This window comes from Hoylesella marshii DSM 16973 = JCM 13450 (genome assembly GCF_000146675.1).
GTDB lineage: Bacteria > Bacteroidota > Bacteroidia > Bacteroidales > Bacteroidaceae > Prevotella > Prevotella marshii.
Window position 1 is genome coordinate 1,216,943 of the sequence record NZ_GL397214.1, and the last position, 22,890, is coordinate 1,239,832.

The 22,890-nt window shown below is 38.7% G+C and carries 19 protein-coding genes and 4 pseudogenes; 10 read left to right on the plus strand and 13 right to left on the minus strand.

The genetic code is table 11. The annotated features are described in order from the left end of the window. Nucleotides 1–25: 25 nt before the first annotated feature. From HMPREF0658_RS05010 to HMPREF0658_RS05020, 3 genes and pseudogenes are all read right to left on the minus strand, one after another. Nucleotides 26–865, minus strand: a pseudogene (locus HMPREF0658_RS05010) (primase-helicase family protein); the annotation flags it as partial. A 48-nt stretch (nucleotides 866–913) separates the two neighbouring features. Beyond that, nucleotides 914–1,206 (minus strand): annotated as a pseudogene (locus tag HMPREF0658_RS05015) (helix-turn-helix domain-containing protein). Nucleotides 1,207–1,376: 170 nt separating this feature from the next. Continuing rightward, the gene (locus HMPREF0658_RS05020) at nucleotides 1,377–1,880 is read right to left on the minus strand and encodes a DUF1643 domain-containing protein (RefSeq protein ID WP_162149574.1); all 504 of its coding nucleotides are present in this window, start codon (nucleotides 1,878–1,880) and stop codon (nucleotides 1,377–1,379) included. 333 nt (nucleotides 1,881–2,213) lie between these two features. Here HMPREF0658_RS05020 and HMPREF0658_RS05025 point away from each other — a divergent pair, with 333 nt between their 5' ends. From HMPREF0658_RS05025 to HMPREF0658_RS05055, 7 genes are all read left to right on the plus strand, one after another. Continuing rightward, nucleotides 2,214–3,437 carry a site-specific integrase gene (locus HMPREF0658_RS05025; protein ID WP_006949096.1) on the plus strand — a complete coding sequence of 408 codons (1,224 nt, stop codon included), beginning with the start codon at nucleotides 2,214–2,216 and terminating at the stop codon, nucleotides 3,435–3,437. A 116-nt stretch (nucleotides 3,438–3,553) separates the two neighbouring features. Beyond that, a complete protein-coding gene (locus HMPREF0658_RS05030; RefSeq protein ID WP_006949100.1) occupies nucleotides 3,554–3,757 on the plus strand; it encodes a helix-turn-helix transcriptional regulator in 204 nt (67 codons plus the stop codon). Between the two features lie 14 nt (nucleotides 3,758–3,771). Further along, on the plus strand, nucleotides 3,772–5,901 hold the full coding sequence (locus tag HMPREF0658_RS05035) for a DUF262 domain-containing protein (protein WP_006949101.1): 2,130 nt from the start codon (nucleotides 3,772–3,774) through the stop codon (nucleotides 5,899–5,901). 95 nt (nucleotides 5,902–5,996) lie between these two features. Continuing rightward, on the plus strand, nucleotides 5,997–8,708 hold the full coding sequence (locus HMPREF0658_RS05040) for a type I restriction endonuclease subunit R (RefSeq protein WP_006949102.1): 2,712 nt from the start codon (nucleotides 5,997–5,999) through the stop codon (nucleotides 8,706–8,708). Nucleotides 8,709–8,711: 3 nt separating this feature from the next. Then, nucleotides 8,712–10,133 (plus strand): type I restriction-modification system subunit M, encoded by a 1,422-nt coding sequence (locus HMPREF0658_RS05045; RefSeq protein ID WP_006949103.1) that lies wholly within the window; start codon nucleotides 8,712–8,714, stop codon nucleotides 10,131–10,133. 5 nt (nucleotides 10,134–10,138) lie between these two features. Then, nucleotides 10,139–11,299 carry a PDDEXK nuclease domain-containing protein gene (locus HMPREF0658_RS05050; protein ID WP_006949104.1) on the plus strand — a complete coding sequence of 387 codons (1,161 nt, stop codon included), beginning with the start codon at nucleotides 10,139–10,141 and terminating at the stop codon, nucleotides 11,297–11,299. 10 nt (nucleotides 11,300–11,309) lie between these two features. Continuing rightward, nucleotides 11,310–12,644, plus strand: coding sequence for a restriction endonuclease subunit S (locus HMPREF0658_RS05055; RefSeq protein WP_006949105.1), 1,335 nt, complete (start codon nucleotides 11,310–11,312; stop codon nucleotides 12,642–12,644). Here HMPREF0658_RS05055 and HMPREF0658_RS05060 read toward each other — a convergent pair. Beyond that, on the minus strand, nucleotides 12,639–13,160 hold the full coding sequence (locus tag HMPREF0658_RS05060; RefSeq protein WP_081940927.1) for a restriction endonuclease subunit S: 522 nt from the start codon (nucleotides 13,158–13,160) through the stop codon (nucleotides 12,639–12,641). The genes HMPREF0658_RS05055 and HMPREF0658_RS05060 overlap by 6 nt on opposite strands. A 63-nt stretch (nucleotides 13,161–13,223) precedes the next feature. Between HMPREF0658_RS05060 and HMPREF0658_RS05065 the strand changes: the two genes are divergently transcribed. Then, nucleotides 13,224–14,027, plus strand: a complete 804-nt coding sequence (locus HMPREF0658_RS05065; RefSeq protein WP_024991180.1) for a tyrosine-type recombinase/integrase — start codon at nucleotides 13,224–13,226, stop codon at nucleotides 14,025–14,027. Between the two features lie 30 nt (nucleotides 14,028–14,057). On the opposite strand, the gene HMPREF0658_RS05070 is transcribed toward HMPREF0658_RS05065, so the two are convergent. Beyond that, the gene (locus HMPREF0658_RS05070; RefSeq protein WP_006949108.1) at nucleotides 14,058–15,320 is read right to left on the minus strand and encodes a restriction endonuclease subunit S; all 1,263 of its coding nucleotides are present in this window, start codon (nucleotides 15,318–15,320) and stop codon (nucleotides 14,058–14,060) included. A gap of 206 nt (nucleotides 15,321–15,526) precedes the next feature. Here HMPREF0658_RS05070 and HMPREF0658_RS12025 point away from each other — a divergent pair. Then, nucleotides 15,527–15,942, plus strand: a pseudogene (locus HMPREF0658_RS12025) (ATP-dependent DNA helicase RecG); the annotation flags it as partial. A gap of 60 nt (nucleotides 15,943–16,002) precedes the next feature. Here the strand turns inward: HMPREF0658_RS12025 and HMPREF0658_RS05080 are convergent. From HMPREF0658_RS05080 to HMPREF0658_RS05115, 8 genes are all read right to left on the minus strand, one after another. Beyond that, a complete protein-coding gene (locus HMPREF0658_RS05080; RefSeq protein ID WP_006949110.1) occupies nucleotides 16,003–16,650 on the minus strand; it encodes a hypothetical protein in 648 nt (215 codons plus the stop codon). 2 nt (nucleotides 16,651–16,652) lie between these two features. Then, the gene (locus HMPREF0658_RS05085) at nucleotides 16,653–17,573 is read right to left on the minus strand and encodes a relaxase/mobilization nuclease domain-containing protein (RefSeq protein WP_006949111.1); all 921 of its coding nucleotides are present in this window, start codon (nucleotides 17,571–17,573) and stop codon (nucleotides 16,653–16,655) included. Further along, on the minus strand, nucleotides 17,570–17,923 hold the full coding sequence (locus HMPREF0658_RS05090) for a MobC family plasmid mobilization relaxosome protein (RefSeq protein WP_006949112.1): 354 nt from the start codon (nucleotides 17,921–17,923) through the stop codon (nucleotides 17,570–17,572). The genes HMPREF0658_RS05085 and HMPREF0658_RS05090 overlap by 4 nt, the downstream gene beginning before the upstream one ends. A 141-nt stretch (nucleotides 17,924–18,064) precedes the next feature. Next, nucleotides 18,065–18,994: a toprim domain-containing protein gene (locus HMPREF0658_RS05095; protein ID WP_006949113.1), complete on the minus strand. Its 930-nt coding sequence runs from the start codon at nucleotides 18,992–18,994 to the stop codon at nucleotides 18,065–18,067. A 159-nt stretch (nucleotides 18,995–19,153) separates the two neighbouring features. Beyond that, nucleotides 19,154–19,459 carry a hypothetical protein gene (locus tag HMPREF0658_RS05100; protein ID WP_006949114.1) on the minus strand — a complete coding sequence of 102 codons (306 nt, stop codon included), beginning with the start codon at nucleotides 19,457–19,459 and terminating at the stop codon, nucleotides 19,154–19,156. 17 nt (nucleotides 19,460–19,476) lie between these two features. Then, nucleotides 19,477–20,667 (minus strand): primase-helicase family protein, encoded by a 1,191-nt coding sequence (locus tag HMPREF0658_RS05105; protein WP_006949115.1) that lies wholly within the window; start codon nucleotides 20,665–20,667, stop codon nucleotides 19,477–19,479. 3 nt (nucleotides 20,668–20,670) lie between these two features. Beyond that, the gene (locus HMPREF0658_RS05110) at nucleotides 20,671–20,964 is read right to left on the minus strand and encodes a helix-turn-helix domain-containing protein (RefSeq protein ID WP_006949116.1); all 294 of its coding nucleotides are present in this window, start codon (nucleotides 20,962–20,964) and stop codon (nucleotides 20,671–20,673) included. A gap of 124 nt (nucleotides 20,965–21,088) precedes the next feature. Beyond that, complete coding sequence (locus HMPREF0658_RS05115) at nucleotides 21,089–22,009, minus strand: hypothetical protein (RefSeq protein ID WP_006949117.1); 921 nt, start codon at nucleotides 22,007–22,009, stop codon at nucleotides 21,089–21,091. Nucleotides 22,010–22,475: 466 nt separating this feature from the next. On the opposite strand from HMPREF0658_RS05115, the pseudogene HMPREF0658_RS05120 reads away from it, so the two are divergent. Continuing rightward, nucleotides 22,476–22,879, plus strand: a pseudogene (locus HMPREF0658_RS05120) (site-specific integrase); the annotation flags it as partial. Between the last annotated feature and the right edge of the window lie 11 nt (nucleotides 22,880–22,890).

Below are 22,890 nucleotides of genomic sequence, written 5' to 3' on the forward strand. Positions count from 1 at the left end.
TAAGGTGCACTGGCACTTACTCGTATCTTACTATCCGCATCACGACAGGTGTAAAGGTCAGCTGGGGCGCAAACCACATTCGGCTTTCCTTTTGGGTAGACAGTGTGCGGTGCTGGAGAAAATAAAGAAAGGCAGGTATCTCGGTTTTCAATTTCTGAAGAAAGTCGGTATCATCACTTTCCAGACGATTTATCTTCCTTACCCAATATCGGGTTTCTCCCATGTCTATAATGACAGGGAGCGACTCGTTATTGGAGCACAACACGAACTTGGCAAAGAAGGAGATTTCGTCTCGGTCTTTACCCTTTGCTTCCACCTTATAAGAAAGAGTTGTGCTAAGGTTCTTCAATCTCTCACTATCTTCCCTGCGGTTGAGCAGCACCTCATCTACCACAATAAGCAGTTTACCAGCCCAATCAGAATTAAACTGACTGCGAAAATCCTCGTTGGTGTTGAAGGTTACGTTGTTCTGGAATACGGCTTTGAGAAAATTAAGGAACATGCTCTTGCCTGTATTGCGTTCTTCTGACACCATCAGGAGGATGGGGAGTTTCTGCACGGGTTGGAGATAGAGCAACTGCAAGTAATCCATGCCCAACTCGTATTGTTCCCCGAAGATATGTCTTATCCGGGATTTGATGTGTAGGAACTCTCCTTCTTTTGACAGGTGTCCTATTGGCTCGTAGAGATTCAGAAACTTGTCAACCACTGGTTGATAGTTCATGTGGTTAGGAACGGTGCAGAAACCATCGTACTTTAGAACTGTGGCAATGAAATCCTTTCCATAGTCCTGCCGTAGCGTCTCATAGTTCCACACGATACGCTTCTTGACAAAACCACCATTGATGCATGGTTGGTTCACGATTTTCTATAAAGTCGTGCCAACACGGATAAATTCTTCCTGTACCATAAGCTATTTCTGCATTAAGGGTTTGTTGCTCATGATATACCTTTGAGCCTCTTGATTTATCTGTGCTGTGGTCTTAATAGGATTCTGCCGTAGCCACGCTTCAAGTTCTGCCTTCCAAAATAAAGCATTTTACCTTGCGGTTTGTAATGTGGTATCAGATTCCCTGATGTGAGTTTGTAGAGATAACTCTTTGAGAGGTTTAAGAACCTGCTGGCTTCTTCAAAACTCAGCACGTTCTTATTCATGAATACCATTTGTTCGAGTTCTTCAACTCGAGTTTCTAATGTCTTGTTCATATTGAAAACATTTTGAATTAAACAATATGAAGGTGCACCTTCGCTAATTATTTGTTAGCGAGGGCAAAATTAGAAACGATAAAAGTAAATGGCGTTGAGCAATGTTTGAGGTATCAACCTATGCTCAACCTACAGTCCTTGTACACTATCTCTTTAGATAGTTGTCAATATCAAAATCTTGCCAAGGTAGATGTGATGCGTGTAATGGATGCCGTGGATTTCCTTTTTTTCGTTAAGCTCCCAAGTTGTTTCCATTCTTTGCAATATGGCAAGCAAACCGATGCAATGTCACGAAAACATCTTTTCAAATAGTTGCGCTTCCCGATAAGATTACCAAAGGCAACGAGTATAACAGGTTTGTTTTCCATTCCCTTAGAAAGGAGATGCCGAATCTCTTCTATATTTTTCTGGTGATAGCTTTCATTGAATTCTTTATCAGAATGTAACTCGTTCGGATTCGTACTAGGTTGCGGATAAAGGTTCAACATCACAAAACTATCGAAACCATTATGCTCAGCAATCTTCATTACTCTTGTTACTGTTTGATCCGACTTATCTATTCTTGCCTTGCTTGGATTTACCCCAATGGCTATTAATGGATACCGACCAGCCTTCTTCAACGAATAACGGACATGTTCGTCGTCACCACACATCTCTATTTCTTTATATTCCATAACATTTGACATTTAGGCTAAAAGATATTCTAATAAAAAATCCTTTGCAATTCAATCAATTTACAAGGGATTTATAGTACCCAGACCCGGTACAAGGTAGTGAAAACAAGAGAAGCAAAAAGAATATATAATGCTGATAATCAGTAATTTGCATTTTTCTTATTTTTGCTAAATTAGCCCATTTTTGCCTGTTTTTGGTTGGATAGTACACTTTTAGTACACTTTGATATTTGAAACTTTTTAGTATCTTTGCAAAATAAGAAAACATCTGAAAATAAACGAGTTAATGATTTTACTCGGTTTGATACACATTTAGGTACATAACTATCAATTATGGCAAAATTAGAAAATAAAGCAAAGGAAAACCCGAAATTGGAGCAAAATATGCTTGCTGATGGTCGGATTAGTCTCTATTTAGAGTATTATCTCGGTAGAGAAGAAACGCCTATTTTGGACGATAATGGCAATCCTGTTTTGTATGAAACAGGTAAGATGATAGGCAAACCCAAAGTTCACATCAAACACAACAGACGAAAAGAAAACTTGCAGTTGTATTTAATAGCCAAGCCACGCACTCCTGCTGAGCGACAGCAAAACAAAGAAACGCTTGAATTGGCTGCCAAGATTCGTGCGGAGCGTGAACAACAGTTTAAGGAAAGTATGCTCGGCTATCGTTTGAAGAAAGATAGAAATATCAACTTCTTAGACTATTATCAGGCTTACATTGATAGCTATACCAAGAAAGACCTGCGAATGATTAAGATAGCCTTGAACCGTTTTAAGGACTTTTTGAAAGAGTACTACCCTCTCTATGAGTTTAGCATCAAGCCCGATTTGATAACCAAAGAAATGATGGAACGGTTTGTGGAGTATCTGCAATCACGAAGTGTTGGCGAAGGTGCAAAGAGCATCTACCAGCGTTTCAAGAAAGTGGTGCGCTACGCTATCGACCATGAAGTGATGCTGAAAGACCCATGTAAGGGAGTTGTGTGCAAGGTTGGCGAGCAGATCTTGCGTAAGGATGTATTGTCTATGGACGAAATCCAATCTTTAATTCAATGCCATTACGACAACGAAAACCCAAATGTTAGACGAGCATTTATTCTCTGCCTGTATTGCGGTCTGCGTTTCTGCGATGTGAAAGACCTGACTTATAAGAACATCGACTATACCAACCATCTGTTGAAGTTTGAGCAGAATAAGACCAAAGGACATTCTGCTAATAGCGGTGTGGTTATCCCTTTGAACGATGGTTTGCTTTCATTGATAGGAGAAGCCCCCGAAGACTTAGATACCTCCATTTTTAATTTGCCCACATACGAGAGTTGTTGCAAGTCGGTAAAACGGTGGGTAAAGCGTGCAGGTATCAATAAGCATATCAGCTGGCATTGCGCCCGCCACAGCTTTGCCGTGAACATCCTGAATAATGGTGCCAATATCAAGACCGTCGCAAGCCTATTAGGGCATAGCGGATTGAAGCACACCGAAAAATACACTCGCGCGGTGGATAAGTTGAAGTCGGAGGCGATCAATAGTTTACCAGAATTGAAGTTGTAATAAGAAAAATGAATTGAAAAACATTTTTTTGATTAGATGCGACCATCTTTTTGCTCAAAATACATACATTCTAAGAAATAATGAGTAATTTTATGGCGTAATCAAGTTGCATAAGTATGGAACGCAAGAAAATAAACCGTCTAAAGGTGGTTCTCGCCGAAAAAGGAATGACCAATAAACAACTGGCAGAAATCTTGGATAAAGATCCTACAGTTATATCAAAATGGGTAACGAATGTTGCCCAACCCAATGTAGAAATGTTCATTCAGTTGGCAAAGATATTGGGAGTGAGAGTTGATGATTTGTTGTGGACAGAATAAAAATGTAATGCAATATGAGATACGCTACAAAGCTCAATGAATATTTCAGTGGAGATAAAACCTTATTTTTGATACCACTCTACCAACGTAATTACGCATGGCAACGCAAACATTGTGAACGTTTGTTCTCGGATTTGGAGAAAGTGCATAACAATCATGTTTATAGTCATTTTTTTGGTAGTATTGTAACAGTAAAGGCAAGTGAATTGGAGGATGACTTGTTGATTATTGATGGACAGCAACGTATTACGACTATATCCTTGTTGATTTTGGCAGCAATTCATAGTGTGAAAAACGGTCAAATGAAATGTGAATTGGGCGATGAATATATTAGCGATCAGCGTAATAAATATTTAGTGGCTAAGTATCGTAAAGGAGAGCGCAAGATAAAGCTTCGCCCCATAGATAATGATATTAAGGCGTATGATGCATTAATGGCAGATGATGTTGACCAGATAGTCCCTGCTGACAAATCTGGTATAACGAGTAATTTCCAACTATTTTGCACTTTGATAAAAGCCAGCAATATGACGTTTGAGAACTTGATTGAGGCTGTTGAGCGACTGATAGTCATTGATATCAGATTGGATTCCAATGACAATCCACAATTAATTTTCGAAAGCCTGAACTCCTGTGGAAAGGACTTGGAAGAAGCCGATAAGGTGAGAAATTATCTGTTGATGTCCCTTACTTCGGAAGAACAAGAGGAATATTATCGTAAATACTGGAGAAAAATAGAAGAAAATACAGATAATGAGCCTACGATGTTTATTCGTGATTATCTAACCGTAAGGTGTAAGACTATCAGCAGTATTACAGAGCTCTATTTCGATTTCAAGCATTTCGATGAGGAAAACGGAATGTCAAGAAAGGAATTATTAGAGGAAATGCTGAAGTATTCGGTATATTATAAGAATGCCTCAAAAGGTATCGGCTATACAGAGGCAATCAACCGTAAACTAAAGCAACTAAGTTATATAGGCTCGATGGTGTGCATGCCCTTCTATCTGTCATTCTTTGATTATGCAAAAGAGCAAGATATTTCTAACGAAGTCATTTATGAAGTGCTTGATACCATAGAGAACTATTGGGCACGTCGTATTATGTGCGGCTATCCTGCAAATGTTATGGCTAAAACCTTTGCACTCTTGCATAGTGATGTATTGAGAATCATCCACCAGCACGAGAAAAGAGAGGTAGAACTAAATGTGACTTATGCCGAGCTGATGAAGTATATTTTTCTCCGTAAACAGGGAAATGCGAAATTACCAAGTGATGCCATACTTGAAGAGGAATTCCCCAAACGGCAAGTATATCGTATTCCTTTGGATTATCGTTGTTTTTTGTTTGAAAGAATGGAGAATCTGGACAATCTTGAAACAGATGATACAGTTGTTGATAAGATTAGAGAAGGAAAGTATTCTTTTGAACATATAATGCCACAAACATTGAATGCAAGCTGGAAGACAGCATTGGGTTCTAACTGTGAAAGAATCCATGAAGAATATTTGCACACATTTGCAAATCTTACATTGACAGCTTATAATTCTAATTACGGCAACCATTCTTTCCATGAGAAGAAAGAAGGATATACAGATAGAAAGGGTAATAAGATATATGGCTTTAAGGACTCCACTTTCAAACTAAGTAATTATCTAAAAACCATTGATCAGTGGACAGAAGAGGAAATAAGGGAGCGAGGTAGGCTGCTAAAAACTAATTTTCTTTACCTTTGGCCTATGATATCTACTTCATATACTCCACTTGAGCGAGAATCAGATGTTGTATCATTTGATGATGACGATGTAGAAGTTACTAATCGTCAGATACAAGCGTTCATATACAAAGGGCAAAAGCATATAATAAGTTCTTGGAAAGGAATGCTTGTTGAGGTATGCAAGTTGGTATATGCAGAGAAACCAACATCGTTGACATATCTTAGTGCAAAGGACGTTTGGTTTCACACATATGAAAACCTCAAACATTCAAAAATTGCCGACAATTGCTATGTTTGGTCATCAGCAAGTGCCCGAACAATATGTAATATCTTAAGTTTCCTCTTCACTGAGCTTGGTATCTCCAAATCTCAATTAGAATTCGATCTCATTCCTCAAAAAGAAAATGCGATAGAGGAAGAAGAATGATGGAACAGATACCTAAATAGCATATCGTTTGTTTTATATGAAAGAATCATATTTTTAACTTCCGATAATATAGACTTATAAGAACCATAGAAAATATGAACCCAGAAGAAAAGGCACGAGTTATCATTGACAGAATGTTTGAAGAAGCAGGCTGGAAAGTCGTTGATAGAGATAAGTATGCCCCAAATATGACGGCTGTGGCTATCAGGGAAGGATTGATGGTTGGCAATAGGGAAGCTGATTATTTATTATTTCTCAATGGAAAAGCAGTAGGGGTATTGGAAGCTAAGCGCATTGAAACAGATATAAATTCTGATATTGTGCAAGAACAAGCTCGCTTATATACACGTAGTTGTCCTAAGTGGTGTCAAGCATGGTTTCCTAATATACCTTTACCCCTTGCCTATGTTGCTAATAGTAGAGACCTGATGTTTTATGATACTCGAAAGAGTAATTCTGAATTTGAGTATTGTAAGAAAATTCATACTCCCAAAGAAGTTAAAAAGTTATTAGGCTTAGAAGATGATTATGTTGGCTTGCCCACATTGCCCCCCAAAGGATTGCGTGCGTGCCAATATGAGGCAATCACTCAATTAGAGCAATCGTTTCGTAATGGTGAAAATCGTGCTTTGATGGTTTTAGCAACGGGCGCTGGGAAGACTTATACTGCTTGTTTGGCAGCCTATCGCATGTTAGCTTTCACGCCAATGAAACGCATCTTGTTTTTGGTGGATAGGAATAATTTGGGTAAGCAGGCTGAAACCGAATTTGGTACATTCCGTTTGACAGAGAATGGCGATCCATTCAATACTATTTTTACGGTTAATCGCTTGAAGTCTTCAAGTGTACCAACGGATAGCAATGTGGTAATATCCACTATACAACGACTTTTCTCATTGTTAAAGGGTGACGAAATTACCGATAATGATGAGGACGATGAAGAAATAGAAGATAAGGAAATAATACTCCCAGAGAATCCTAATCTTCCTTCAGATTTTTTTGATATGATAATTATTGATGAGTGCCACCGTTCTATTTATGGTAATTGGCAGAAAGTCCTCAATTATTTCTCAAAAGCAAAGTTGATAGGATTAACAGCAACACCTGTTCCTGAGACGAAGGCTTTCTTCAATGGCAATATCATCGTAAACTATACTCTGGAGAATTCTATTATTGATGGCGTAAATGTTGATTGTCGTGTTTATCGTATCAAAACACAAGCAACAGAGAATGGCGGCGCTATTCTCGAAGGTGATAAAGTAAAAAGAGAAACATGCTATACGGGGCAAGTTCAGACTATTAGCAACCAAGAAACAAAAAATTATACTCGTGAGGAACTTAATCGTAGCATTATCAACCCTGCACAGATTAAGCTGATATTGGAAACCTATCGTGATGCGGTATATACTGAAATGTTTACTGAACCGCAGCGAGAACCCAATATGGATTATCTGCCCAAGACACTTATATTTGCACTCAATGAAAATCATGCAACTAATATCGTGCAAATAGCAAAAGAAGTGTTTGGACACAATGATAATCGTTTCGTACAAAAAATCACCTATTCGGCAGGTGATAGCAATGAGCTGATACGACAGTTCCGTAATGATAAAGATTTTCGTATCGCCGTAACTTGCACATTGGTGGCAACAGGTACTGACATTAAACCCCTTGAAGTGGTAATGTTTATGCGTGATGTGGCATCAGAACCGTTATATATTCAGATGAAAGGACGAGGCGTGCGTACCATAGGCGATGAGCAACTACGAAATGTAACGCCCAACGCTTACAGTAAGGATTGCTTCTTCTTGGTGGATGCTGTTGGAGTTACCGAACACGAGAAAGTTATAACTTCACCATCTGAGGGAGCAACCTCCAAACTAATGTCCCTAAAGGAACTCTTAGAGAAAATAACGCACGGTAACGTAAGTGATGATTATCTGCGTTTATTAGCAAGTCGCTTATCTCGTATCAGTCATAAATGTGAAGAAAAAGACCGTGAGAAGTTTATCAGTCTTGCACATATAAGTATGATGGATATTGCATCCAATATCTTTGATGCGCTCGAGCAAGGATCCTTACCGGAATATGTCAATGTGAATAAGCCAAATACGACTCGCAAGGCTTTGGTGCACAACATTGCGAATGAGCCAGATGCACGTGAGTTTTTATTGATACTCAATGCAGGATTTATTGAAACATTGATGCCCGGAGAAGATATGCTTATTTCAAAAGGCTTTTCACAGGAAGAAGCGCAGGCGACCACTTCGGCTTTTGAAGCCTATTGTGAGGAGCATAAGGATGAAATAGAAGCTTTGCGCATCATCTACAATAATCAAGGCGAGCCCCTTACTTATGCGATACTAAAAGATTTGGAGAATAAATTGAAATTTGCAAGTAGTAAGTTTAATACTTCATTACTTTGGAACTCTTATGCCATCATCAATCCCCAAATGGTAAAACATAGTTCAACAAAAGAGGAAAAAGAAGCTCTTACAAATATTATCCAATTAGTGCGTTATGCTTTTCACCAGATAGAAAGGCTCGAAAGCTTGTATCCATCTGCCAACCAACGTTTTAATCTGTGGTGTGGACAAAATCAACGACCTCTTACAGAAGAGCAGATTGGAGTGATGCAACAAGTATTTAGCTACATTGCATCGAATGGTTATTGTACAATTACAGAGATTAAAGACAATGATAAGACACAAGCGGCGCAACTTATCCGTGCCTTTGGTGGAAAAAATATAGCAAACGAAGCTTTGGCTTCATTATCACAATTTATCATTTACAGAAAAATAGCTTAACAAATGACAATAAATATATCAACAGAGCAAGCGCTTACCAAAAAAGTTTGGAATTTAGCAACGACCTTGGCAGGGGCAGGCGTGGCATATACCGACTACATCACCCAACTTACCTATCTTCTCTTTCTCAAAATGGATGCAGAGAACGAGGAACTGTTTGAGGAGGGATCCTCTATTCCAGAAGGTTATCGTTGGCGTAATCTGATAGAACTTGATGGCTTAGATTTGACGGAACAATATGAAAAGACACTAAAGATACTGAGCGAGCAAGACAATCTTATCGGTACCATCTTTACTAAGGCACAAAATGAGATTGACAAGCCTGTTTATCTTAAGAAGGTGATTTCGATGATAGACGAAGAGCAGTGGCTTGTCATGGATGGCGATGTGAAAGGTGCCATTTACGAGGGTATCTTGGAAAAGAATGGGCAAGACAAGAAGAGTGGTGCAGGACAATATTTCACGCCTCGCCCTCTTATCCAGGCAATGGTAGATTGTATCAAACCCAAGATTGGTGAAACCGTGTGCGACCCAGCCTGTGGCACAGGTGGATTCCTATTGGCTGCATACGACTGCATGAAACAGCAATCACAAGATAAGGACAAACGTGAATTCTTAAATAATAAGGCACTTCATGGCGTTGATAACACTCCATTAGTTGTAACTTTGGCTTCGATGAACTTATATTTACATGGCATTGGCACTGACCGTAGCCCTATAGCTTGTGAAGATAGTTTGGAAAAAGAGCCTGACACTTTGGTAGATGTAATTCTTGCCAATCCTCCTTTTGGAACTCGTCCCGCTGGTTCGGTGGACATCAATCGCCCCGATTTCTATGTAGAGACTAAAAACAATCAGCTCAACTTTTTACAGCACATGATGTTGATGCTGAAAACAGGTGGTCGGGCAGCAGTGGTACTTCCTGATAATGTGCTATTTGAGGGTGGTGCAGGTGAAACAATCCGCAAGAAGCTATTGAGCGACTTCAACTTGCACACCATTTTACGCTTACCCACAGGTATTTTCTATGCACAAGGCGTTAAAGCCAACGTGTTGTTTTTCACGAAAGGGCAACCAACAAAGGATATTTGGTTCTATGATTATCGCACAGATGTGAAGCACACATTGGCAACTAATAAGTTGCAGCGTCATCATCTTGATGATTTCGTAGCTTGCTATACAGCTAATCCTCGTGTCGAAACCTATAACGAAGATACTGCTCGTGATGGTAGATGGCGCAAATATGAGGTAGAGGATATTTTAGCTCGAGACAAAACAAGTCTTGATATTACATGGATAAAGGCTGGTGGAGAGGAAGAACAGTTTACATTAGATGAGCTAATGACAAATATCACAACTCAAGCCGGCAACATCAGTAAGGCGGTAGCCCAATTGCAGAAGTTAATGGCAGTAATTAAAGAGTAAACGCAATGGATAGCAACATTATATTAAGTCAAGAGCAGCAATTTGATGAGGTAATCAACATCATTTTGCAGCATCAGAGCCGTGCTTCAAGAGCGGTGAACGAAGAAACGCTGCTTATGGCTTGGAATGTGGGGGGGTATGTTTCCCATAAATTAAAATCGGAAGAATGGGGTAGCAAAGTTGTTATTCAACTTTCTGAATATATCCGTACCAAACAACCAAAGCTGAAAGGGTATAGCAGAAGTAGCATATACAATATGGTACTATTCTACGAGGAATACTCCTCTGAAAGATTTTTATCCACGGCATCACAATACTTATCTAAAGAATTTGTCCAGCCAAAAACTGCACAAATTAATAATCCCTCCCTAGCACAGACAAACCAAGGTACAACTGTTTTTCCTATGCAAATTGTCCAGCCAAAAATTGGACAATTTCCCAAACTACTCACACTAACCACTTTAACGAATCATATAGAGATATTGTGTCGTTGTAAAAGCAGTGAAGAACGGTTGTTCTATATTCTGTATGCTCACAAAGAACATTTAGTAAAAAGAGAACTTCAGCGTAGCATTACCAACCAGACCTACACAACATTGTTAGGCGATAAAAAGAATATGTCGAAAGGCTTATTGCAAACTTATCCTAATGCTCCTGTTGTATTTAAGGACACTTTGTTTGTTGATTTCCTCGGATTACCTCAAAAACATAGTGAAACAAAGCTCAAGAAAGGGCTGATAGAACACATGAAGCAATTTATTCTTGAGTTGGGTAAAGATTTTATCTTTATGGATCAAGAGTATAATCTCAATGTGGGTGCATCAACTTTCAAAGCAGACTTATTGTTCTTCCATCGTGGGCTACAAGCACTTGTTGCGGTAGAACTGAAAAAGATAAAGTTTCACCCTCGTGATCTCGGACAGTTGGAATTTTATCTCGAAGCCCTTGATCGTGATGTAAAGCGAAGCAACGAAAACCCTTCTATTGGTATTCTGTTATGTCCTGATGCAGATAAAATGGTGGTAGAATACGCTATGAGTCGCAGTATGAGCCCAACTTTGATAACAGAATATAAGCGTATTCTTATTCCGCAAGAGCGTATGCAAGAGCAACTCAATGAATATTGTAATCTGTTCTTGGAAGAACAAAACGACACAAATGATTAATTGGTAGATAATGGACACGAAGAAGTTAAGACAAAAGATATTAGACCTTGCCATTCACGGTAAGCTTGTACCACAAGACCCTAACGATGAGCCTGCATCAGTTCTTCTTGAGCGCATCCGTGCAGAAAAAGAACGCTTAATCTCAGAAGGAAAGATAAAGCGCAGTCGAAAGACTCTAAATACTACCGATACGCACCATTATGAGCAGGATGTGCCGAATGGCTGGTGCAAAACCGCCTTATCAGAGATAATAACTTTACTTTCTGGTAGGGATTTACAGCCGACTCAATACAATTCTTTTGAAAAGGGAATACCTTATATTACGGGAGCATCTAACATTGATAACAATACCATCATTATTAACAGGTGGACTACAGCTCCTATTACTATTTCACATAAAGGTGATTTATTAATTACATGTAAAGGCACAATAGGGAAATTAGCGTTCAATTCGGTTGGGGATTTACATATCGCACGTCAATTTATGTCACTTCAATTTATTGAGCCTTTAGTAAGCAAATATCTTTTCTATTGTTTAGAGGAAAGAATAAGCGCCATAAAACAAATGGATAACGGTTTGATTCCTGGTATTGACCGTTCTATCATTCTAAATCAAATTATTCAACTACCTCCTCTTGCCGAGCAGTATCGCATTGTAGCAGAGATAGAGCGTTGGTTCGCTTTGATAGATACAATCGAGAAAAGTAAAGAGGGCTTAGAAACTGCTATTAAGCAAACAAAGAGCAAAATCCTTGATCTTGCCATTCATGGTAAACTCGTACCGCAAGACCCCAAGGATGAGCCAGCATCAGAACAGCTCAGGCGCATCAATCCAAAGGCAAAAATCACTTGTGATAACGGGCATTATGCGCAGTTGCCGAGAGAATGGAGTGTAATATCAATGCAAGATGTTTGTAAACTAAAGGATGGAATAAAGCTGGATAGTACTCCTTTGATAAATTTGGATGTAAAGTATTTAAGAGGGACTTCAGCAGGAAAAGTCATTGATAGTGGTAAGTTTGTAACAGCTAATTCCTATATGATTTTAGTAGATGGTGAGAACTCTGGCGAAGTATTTAAAACCCCGATAGATGGCTATCAAGGAAGTACATTTAAGCTATTAGATATAGACCAAAATATCGATGAGAAATATATTCTCAATGTAATAAACCTACATCGAAAGGCATTAAGAGAGAATAAAGTGGGGTCTGCAATACCTCACTTGAATAAAAAGTTATTCAAGGCTATTTCCGTCCCCTTGCCACCATATAATGAGCAGGTAAGAATAGTAGAAGCGATTAAATCGACATTTAACTTACTTGATGCGCTCAAGGAGAATTTATAAGTTCTCCTTGACTGCGTCTAAGGCATTAAATAAGTTATCTATTGCTACAATAATTCGTGCTTGTTCTTCTTTGGGAGGCAAAGGTATTTTGATGTGTTCCATCTTTGATTTATTTACTATAGAAATAGTTACAGCAGATGACTTTTCCATCAAACTATTTTGGAAATAAGTTGATGTACACAAATGATATAAATAGTCTGGGAAAATAGCTAATGAGGGAATTGCTGTGTTTATTTGCTGGTTTGTAGTGCCTTCTTGCTCGATATAGCCGACTTTTCCGATACTCCCTATACAGCATATTGCAATAGAGTTCGGCGGTATAATCCTGGAGACGTCTCGACCTTTAGTTGTTAGGTATTCCGATGCCGTATTTGTATGTCTACCAGCATCTAAATCTGAAGGTTTATAAAGAGGAAAATTTCCTCCATAATAAGAAAGGTTAGACTTGCTGGGAGTTGAACCTGTTACTATTTTTGCTACGTCCATAAGCTCACAAATACTCCATCCTTTTGGCAACTGCGCATAATGCCCGATATACTTTATTATATTGTTACTTTATTCATTATAAATCAATGTAATATGGTAACAACATTTCAGAAGCATCTTGCTAAGACCAACTTGGCACCAAACACCATCACATCGTATGTGTGGACAGTGAACTACTTCTTTGAACATTACAAGGAAGTGAATAAAAAGAACCTTTTAGCATACAAAGGATTCCTTGTAGAGAATTTTAAGCCGCAAACAGTTAATCTACGCTTACAGGCTATCAACAAGTTCCTGGAATACTCGAAGCAAGAGAAACTGAAAGTGAAGTTTGTAAAGGTACAGCAAAAGAACTTCTTAGAAAATGTGATAAGTGATGCCGACTACAAGTTCTTGAAGACCAAGCTAAAGGCTGATGGCTTTGATGAGTGGTACTTCACAATATGGTTTATGGCAGCAACGGGCGCACGTGTCAGTGAATTGTTGCAAATTAAAGCAGAGCATGTACAAGTAGGGTATCTCGATCTTTATAGTAAAGGTGGCAAGATAAGGCGTTTGTATATTCCTAAGAATTTACGGACAGAAGCAAACAAGTGGATTAAAGAGAGGGGATTAAGTTCGGGATATATATTTCTCAATCGCTTTGGCAATCGAATCACAACACGTGGTATTGCCCAACAGCTTAAACATTTTGCTGAAAAGTATGGCATCAATAGGGATGTGGTTTATCCACATTCTTTCCGCCACCGCTTTGCAAAGAATTTCCTCGACCGTTTCAACGACCTTGCGCTATTAGCCGACCTTATGGGGCATGAAAGCATAGAGACCACTCGTATCTATCTACGCAGGACAGCGAGTGAGCAACAGAAGATAGTGGATAAAGTGGTGAATTGGTAAAGTCACATCAGACCTTAGAAGTGTATTCATTTACACTTCTAAGGCATTTTGAATATCATCAAGAATAAAAAACATTTTTTCTATCTTTTGAACGATTCGTTGTTGCTCTGCAAGAGGAGGTAACGGAAATAGCCATTCATCAATATGTCCTTTATTTATAGAAGGTGAATTGTCTCCTTTCATAAATTGGTTTAATCCATTTACCACATTATCAGAAATCATAAGATAATAGCAATAGTCAGGATGGAGAATTTGGGGAATAGAGCTACACACATAAAATCCCGTTGATGCTATACAATTATCATTAGTAACCTTAGCAATATTACGTAAATACGGACGAACCATCGAAAAAACAACATCATTCTTTTGTGTGTAACGATTGGCTCTACTTGGTGCATTTACCGTTTTTATTGTTTTAACTTCACTGATTATTTGCCGTTTATTATCAATGGAATCAATATCAATATACTGAAATTTTTCATTCGTAGGCTTTGTAGATTTCATGGGTGCAAAAATATTCTTTCCTTTCACCCATGTCCAACTTTGGGGCAACTTCCTACTATGCCCGTTATCACAAGTGATTTGTGCCTTAGGATTGATGCGTCTGACCAGTTCTATCGCAGGCTCATCGTTTGGGTCTTGTGGGACAAGTTTGCCATGGATGGCAAGGTCAAGAATTTTACTTTTCGTCTGCTTGATGGCGGTCTGTAGTTCTACTTTACCTTGTTCAATGGTATCTATCAAAGCAAACCAACGCTCTATCTCAGCCACAATGCGCTGCTGTTCAGAAAAGGGAGGAAGGGGTATGTAGAAATTCTTTAGCACATCAAAAGGCGGAATATTTTTGATAGCAGTTCCTTTACTTTCTTTGTATGCTTCTTCTTTTAGGATATAATCAAAGTAGAGTAAATAGAATTTTTCTATATCTCTATTGTATAAACGGACAAGCATTAAAGCTTGATTTATTATTCCTTCCATTGGTTCTTGGGGTAGAACAAAAGTTTCACCAATAGTTCCAGCACAGCTTACGATAATATCAAAAGGCTGAATAGCAAAAGCTATCAGTTCTTGATATTTCTCTTTGGAAATGTAGTAAGTTCCTAACTTTTCATTTTTTTGTATAGCATTCTTCTGTTCATAGACTTTGTAAGTATTATCCCCTTTGAGGACAAACATAGACTTTGTTAAGCTACTTCCAAATGGCCCTTTCTTATAAAAAGCAAGGTCATCAAGTTTACACCATACCCACCCCTGTGGCACTTCAAACGGCACATCCTGCTCATAATGGTGCATATAAGAAGAATTAAGCTATTACATGTTTTCAATGGTATGTAATAAGAGAGAAAGATATGAGTTTGACAATAAAAGGGGGAAATACTCACAAACAGTCAAGAGGTTAAAAGGTTCTTTGTCCAACCAGCTATCAATAAAAATGCAACTGTAAATGCAACTATAAATGTAGAAAATGCAACTGTAAGTCCCAATGATACTATTGATAAAATATATCCTTCCACCTTGATGATTTTATTTTGAAAATCATAGTTCCAAAAGTTATGTCAGAACAAGAAATGTCTGTGAAAGAGAATACAGATAAGGTAGCTGATACCCTCTCGAAGGTACATAAAAAGGTTACTGATGAGCAGGCAAAGGTATCTGATAGGGTTACTGATAAACAAACTAAGGTTACTGATAAGCGAGAGATGATAGTAGAAAAAGCAGTGGCTAAAGCATTAGAAAATGGTAATAAATTAACGCAAAATCGTATTACCAAAATCCCTATATAACCAAGATGGAACTTGCTTCTGCTGTTGGTATTAGTGCGACTTCTATTATGCGTAATATCGAATATATGCGTAATAAGTACCTTCGCCGTGTTGGACCAGATAATGGTGGCTTCTGGGAAATCATAGAATAATATGGCATTATAGCAAGCCCAACCAAGTTTCCCGTTTGGTTGGGCTTGTTCCGTATAGAGTTACTTCAATTTTCTTTGCATCAGACTGTCTGCCTTCTGCTTCAATTCCAAGTCGTACCCATCAGCTTTCTTCTTGATTTTTCCGATTGTGGTTTCGTTACGATGAATGTCAAACACATCGTTGAGCCATAGTATTTCCTTCGGGCTGCAACCTCGCCATACTCTGATAATTCGGAACTTTAAAGCATCGTCATTATATTGCTGTTTGCTTTGCCACAACCAGAAGTTGCCAACCAAAGAAGCGAGACACACAACTGCTGTTATAACCACATAGGTAAAGACTTTAGACGATTTGATGTCAAATCTATGCTTGTGGATATGTTCTTGTGGTTGTGGCTGCTCTTTCTGCTCCTTCCACTCATGTAACATAGTCAATACGCTTGCCACCAACTTATCAATGGATTTGGCTTCCTCATCCTTGATACGCATTTGTATGGCTATATACTTATTGAGTATCTCCTTCGTTTTCTGCTCATATTGTTTGAGCAGTTCTTGATCATGCTGTTCATTACTTTGCGCTGGAATAGTAGGTGTAGGAAGAGAAACAGAACTGATGTCCTTTTCTTTAAGTTCCCTTACTTCCTTGTAAATTATTTCCAACTTGTTCTTGATTTCCTCAAAGAGGACAAATGTATTATTATCTGCCATAGTTATAAATGTATTTTACGTTTTTTCTTTTTCTTCTTTTTATCAAGTGTATTATAAACTTCCGCAGGGACTGTGCCGTGAGACTGAAACAAGTCTAATCCTCCCTCAATGAAATCATTGACAAGTGTGCTCGTAGCATCTGTAACATCTGATATAAGATTGATGGTTCCTTGTGCCTGTTGACAGTTTTCTTTGTTATTCTGCTGCAAGGCAAAATCAATCTTGGAATAGCTGCAACTCCTATCTACCTTTGAGCCGTTGAAATGATAGCCGTTCTTCTCAAAGATAATGCCTTGTACTTCTTGTGTATTGCCTTTGTATTTAAAGTGCACATCAATCCCTTCATTTCTCAGGTGAGCGAGTAATGATTTCCAATTCCTGCTTTTAGGAATCTTTTCCCTTAAAGCCTGATAAATCTCATACTTGGTCTTGTCTGGTTCTTTCAAGCGGTGTTCCTTGATTTTTTCCTTGCCACTGGCAAAGTATAAATCATATTTAGTGGTCAGTTCCTTACAAATCTTCTCGCTTCTGAATCTGTCGTTTTTGTCGGAAATGGTCTTGCCGTGATTGTCTATCCTATTGAAAGCAATATGGACATGCGGATGATCCTTGTCAAAATGGCGACCTATGATATACTGCGTATCTTTTATCCCCATTTTCTCCATATACTCACGAGCGACTTGTGTCATGAACTCGTTGCTTAATTTGAGAGAATCCTGTGTGGAGAAACTCAAGGAGATATGTCCGACGACCTTACTCACTCTTGGGTTTAGATTTGTTTGGTCGATGAAGCTCTGAATGATGTGGCTAATATCATCTGTCCTTACACCCGAACTATCTATAAGTTCCGTTCCCTTCTTCGGATCGAGGATGTAGTTAATAACACCCTTGAAGCCTGAACCTTTCATAAGCTTAGCTATCATCTTCGTATCAAATTTAGGATTTCATCAATCTTGGCAAGGATAAGTTTATGGAAGGGCGCAATAGCATAGAAGCCGTCCGCATTGGCACGATGTGCCAACTGATTGAGATTGTTTGCCATACCACACAGCTTGCGGATGAAGTCAGCCTGCTCAATGGTCAAGCGTTCAATCACATTTCCTTTATCGAGAACTTTTCTTACAAATTCACTCATGGATATTCCTGCGCTTATGGCTTTGCCTTTGAGTGTATAGTAATCCTCAGTGGTAAGTTTTACCGTGATGCGGTATTTCTTTTTTTCGGCTGCGCCTTTGGTTGGACGACCGCCTTTGTTGTATTCTGATTTAGTCATAATTGTTTCTTTAATTGATTTGATGGAGACCAGCGGGATAATCCTCTACACCTATCTTGGGAGGTGGAGCAAGTGGTTTGGGTATGCCCAAAACATAAACTTGCTCCCCGAAAAATAGAAGATGTAAGGCATCTACCACATTTATAATCCAAACCCCTTGTTTCTTTTTACTTCTGCTTTCTCTGGTTGCTTAATTTCTGCACATAGATACTCGTTGAAGTCCTTAAAGCCATTGTATAGCGTGGAGCAATTAGAAACAGAATCGCCTAATTCTTTGGCTAATTGTTGATAAGCATTCCTGCCTGCATCATCATTATCCAAGTAGCATTGGATACTGTCGTAATGCGACAATTTCTCTGTAATCTTATGAATATTTGATACAGAATTGAGTACCACATAATCTTGTTGGCTTAACTCCGTCCGCTGCGGATTCTTCAGTTTCCTTAATGTCATAAAAGACAAAAAGTCCATAAAGCCCTCGAAAAGGCAACAATTCTTCTTCGACTCATGGGCATAGAAAACACTAATATCCTTTGGAGCAATGCAGCCTTTGAAGAACGGGTTGCGTATTTCATACCCACCTGCACTATTGGGAAAACCTATCCCAAAATAATGCTTACCATTAGAGTCGTAATGAAGTTCTTTACACACAGTGGTAGCTACTTCCATGTCAATACATCTTTCATGTGAGTATCTGATAAGGGCAGGATGTGTCAAAGGTAGAACTTTTAAGTTCTCAAAGGGGTGTGCGTGTTGTGGTGATTCCTTCCTTGAATAAGGAATAGATAAGGGATGCACACAACTTGGAGCATTGCGTTCTATCTGTCTAATAAGATAGGACACATCGGAAGACTTATATAGTTCCTCTGCCAGAGCGATGATGTTTCCACCTTTTCCTATTCCAAAGTCATACCATTGGTTGAGATTTGTGTTTACCTTGAATGAAGCATGGTGTTCTGTACGAAAGGGGGAGAGATACCATAACTTGTTACCTTGTTGTTTGATAGGTATATGTCCCAGACTTGCAAGAAAATCTTGCAGTTTTATTGTTTTAATTTCTTGAATGTTCATATTACAATGAAGTTGAATGGTTTGAAAAATTGATGATTTGATGAAATGAAACATAATCTACTCGTTATAAACGACTTATGTACTCATCGTAGCTTCATCACAATGCCTACCAAAGTAGAATATACTTTTATGCTTCATAGAAGTGTCAAAATCTCGATTTCATGACTTCGTTATTTCCCGATCTCGCTCTCTAACATTTTCCCGAAATACAGAGATTTCTCCGTTATAGCACATCTGACCTTGTTTAGCAAGTTGTACTTTTGTGCGGACAAAAGTGTTACCGATTTCGCGAAATCGGGAAATGGGGTCGCAACTCACATAAGGGAGCCTGCCAAAAGAGGAACTTGATGCATTTCTCTTTTGGATAGTATAAAATACTTCTTTCATCATTCCTTTATACTGATGAGCAAAAGGATGAATGATCAAGATGTTGCCAATCAGAATCTTATATGCTTCTTTCATCATTTCATCAAAATAAATGATTAAATGTTTGTGAGTAGTTCTTTGGTCACGGTGTAGTACCTGCCTGTTCGCTTGATAGGCGAATAGTTCCTGAAGCTATTGTAGTCAATCTGATAGGTGAGATAGGTAAGGCTGTTGGGAGCAGGCGAGAGTTTCCAAATATCCTGTACAATCCTTCGGACTTGGCTTTTGTCAGCCTTGCAGCCTGTGTTGTTTAGCAGGCACACCATATCATTGATACAGAAAGAATATTCGGTAACAACCATCTGTTCCATTACCTCTAAGCAGAGTTCAGACATTTCCAACTCAATCTTGTTTCTATTGCTACGTATTATACGCTGAAGAGCGGATGTAAAAGTCAGCTTGGGTGCAAACCACATACGACTTTCCTTTTGGGTAGATAGCGTGCGATGCTGCAGAAAATAAAGAAAGGCAGGAATCTCGGCTTTCAACTTTTGCAGAAAGTCGGTATCGTCATTCTCAAGCCTGTTTATTTTTCTTACCCAATAGCGGGTTTCTCCCACGTCAATGATAACAGGGAGTAACTCGTTATTGGAGCAGAGCACGAACTTGGCAAAGAAGGAGATTTCATCTCTATCTTTGCCTTTTGCCTCCACCTTATAAGAAAGTGTCGTACTAAGGTTTTTGAGCCGCTCGCTATCTTCCCTACGGTTGAGCAAAACTTCGTCCACAACAATAAGCAGTTTTCCTGCCCAATCAGCATTGAACTGGCTACGGAAGTCCTCATTCGTGTTGAAAGTTACATTGTTCTGGAAGACAGCTTTAAGGAAATTAAGGAATGTACTCTTGCCTGTATTCCTTTCTTCTGAAACCATCAAAAGGATGGGAAGTTTCTGCACGGGTTGGAGATAGAGTAACTGCAAGTAGTCTATGCCCAACTCATATTGTTCCCCGAAGATGTGATGTATCAGGGACTCGATGTGTGGAAACTCTCCTTCTTTTGGCTGGTGCCCTATCGGTTCATAGAGATTAAGAAACTTATCGACCACAGGCTGATAGTTCACATGGTTGGGAACAGTGCAAAAGCCGTCATACTTTGGGACTGTGGCGATGAAGTCTTTGCCATAGTCCTGCCGTAATGTCTCATTGTTCCACACAATACGCTTCTTGACGAAACCGCCATTGATGCGTGGTTGGTTCACAATCTTGTATAAGGTTGTACCAACACGGATAAAATCTTCGTGTGCCATAAGTTACTTCTGCATTAAGGGTTTGCTACCCATAATATACCTTTGGGCTTCTTGATTTATCTGTGCAGAAGTTTTAATAGGGTTCTGCCGTAGCCACGCTTCAAGTTCAGCCTTCTCAAAGTAAAGCATCTTTCCTTGTGGTTTGTAATGTGGTATCAAGTTTCCTGAGGTGAGTTTGTAGAGATAACTCTTTGAGAGGTTCAAGAATCTGCTGGCTTCTTCAAAACTCAGCACGTTCTTATTCATGAATACCATTTGTTCGAGTTCTTCAACTCGAGTTTCTAATGTCTTGTTCATATTGAAAACATTTTGAATTAAACAATATGAAGGTGCACCTTCGCTAATTATTTGTTAACGAGGGCAAAATTAGAAACGATAAAAGTAAATGGCGTTGAGCAATGTTTGAGGTATCAGCCTATGCTCAACCTTTTTTCAGTTGTTTGATGTAGTTATCAATGGTTTCCCATCCTTTCGGCTGCTTCATGTTGATTTGGTCTGTTGCGGTGGAAAGGTCGGTGCGTGTCAGTGGCGTATCTTTTGTTTTCCCCAAGACAAGTTCATTACGAGCAATCGCAGATTGCCATTCATCAGTAATGAACCCTCGAAGATTAAGACTTTGCATGAGATATGCCAGCTGGCGATTGTTGTTTGATTTCAAAACACCTTTTAGTTTACAAGCAAAAAAGTCTTTGAGTATCTTGGCAGATATGTGGGTCGTGAATAATTGGATTTCGTTGATGCAAGCGGTAAGAATCTCAATTTGCTTATCTGTAAACTCGGATTGAAATGGATTTATTCCTTTACCAACGATGACCGGTTTCTTTTTCTGCTCACATGGTTCATCGTTTACCAAGACAGAAGAGCGAGACCGATCAGTTTGTACCTCTGTCAATTCAATTCGTTCTATTTCTGCCATGAGATATTTTGCGTATCGTTCATATAGAATTGCATCAACAAGATACGAGAACATCGGCAGGACATCATTATATAAGGTGTGTGTCTCAATGTATTTCGCATATTCAAACGAAGATACAGAGAATGAGGCATATTTCTGTTTTTGTTCTTTGGTCAGTGATTCAAAGAAGGAGCTTTCCCACAAAAAGTCATCATCGTTGTAATATTCCTCTACACATGCAAGAGCAGGATAATTCAGATAAATGGAGGATAGTTCATCGGTCATTCGGATATATTCTTTTTGCAAAATCTCTTTGAACTGTATATTGTTGATGCAACCTTTCTTCCTCAGAATATTTCCAATGAGCACATTGTAGGTCTGAGTAATGCAATAGCTTAATATTCGCTGAATACTGTCAAGCTGTATCCTTAGATTGTCATTTTCCATTTTTGCAATTTTCTAAGATAGGTATTGTTTACAAAGATAGGGCATTCGTTGGAGAAAAAGCCAAGAAAGGGAAATAAACAGAATAAAAGGGAAGAGTTGTCGTTAATTAAATATAAATCTGAGTGGCGAAAAACTATAAAAGTATACCTTTTTCATTGTATTGTTATATAGTGCACTTTTAGTACATTCTGAAAAAGAAGAATCCATTGTAAATCAAAGACTTACAAGGGGTTTGTAGTACCCCAGACCCGGTACAAGATCGTGAAAACAAGAGAAACGAGAAGAATATATAATACTGATAATCAGTAATTTGAGTTTTTCTCATTTTTACCAAATTAGCCCATTTTTGCCTGTTTTTTGTTAGATAAGTACACTTTGATATTCAAGACTTTTTAGTATCTTTGCAAAATAAGAAAACACCTGAAAATAAACGAGTTAATGATTTTACTCGGTTTGAAATGTGTGACGAGCATTTATCCTTTGCGCCTGTATTGTGGTCTGTGTTTCTGCGATGTGAAAGACTTAACCTATAAGAATATCGACTATACCAACCATCTTTTGAAGTTTGAGCAGAATAAAACCAAAGGACATTCTGCCAATAGCGGTGTGGTTATCCCTTTGAACGATGGTTTGCTTTCATTGATAGGAGAAGATCCAGAAAACTTAGATTCATCCATTTTCAACTTACCCACTTATGAGAGCTGTTGCAAATCAGTAAAACGGTGGGTAAAGCGTGCAGGAATCAATAAACACATCAGCTGGCACATGGCACGCCATACATTCGGTACGCTTGCTTTGAGTGCGGGAATTCCTATTGAGAGTATCGCCAAGATGATGGGAAACGCTTCAATCGCTAGCACACAGATATAATTGCATAGAAA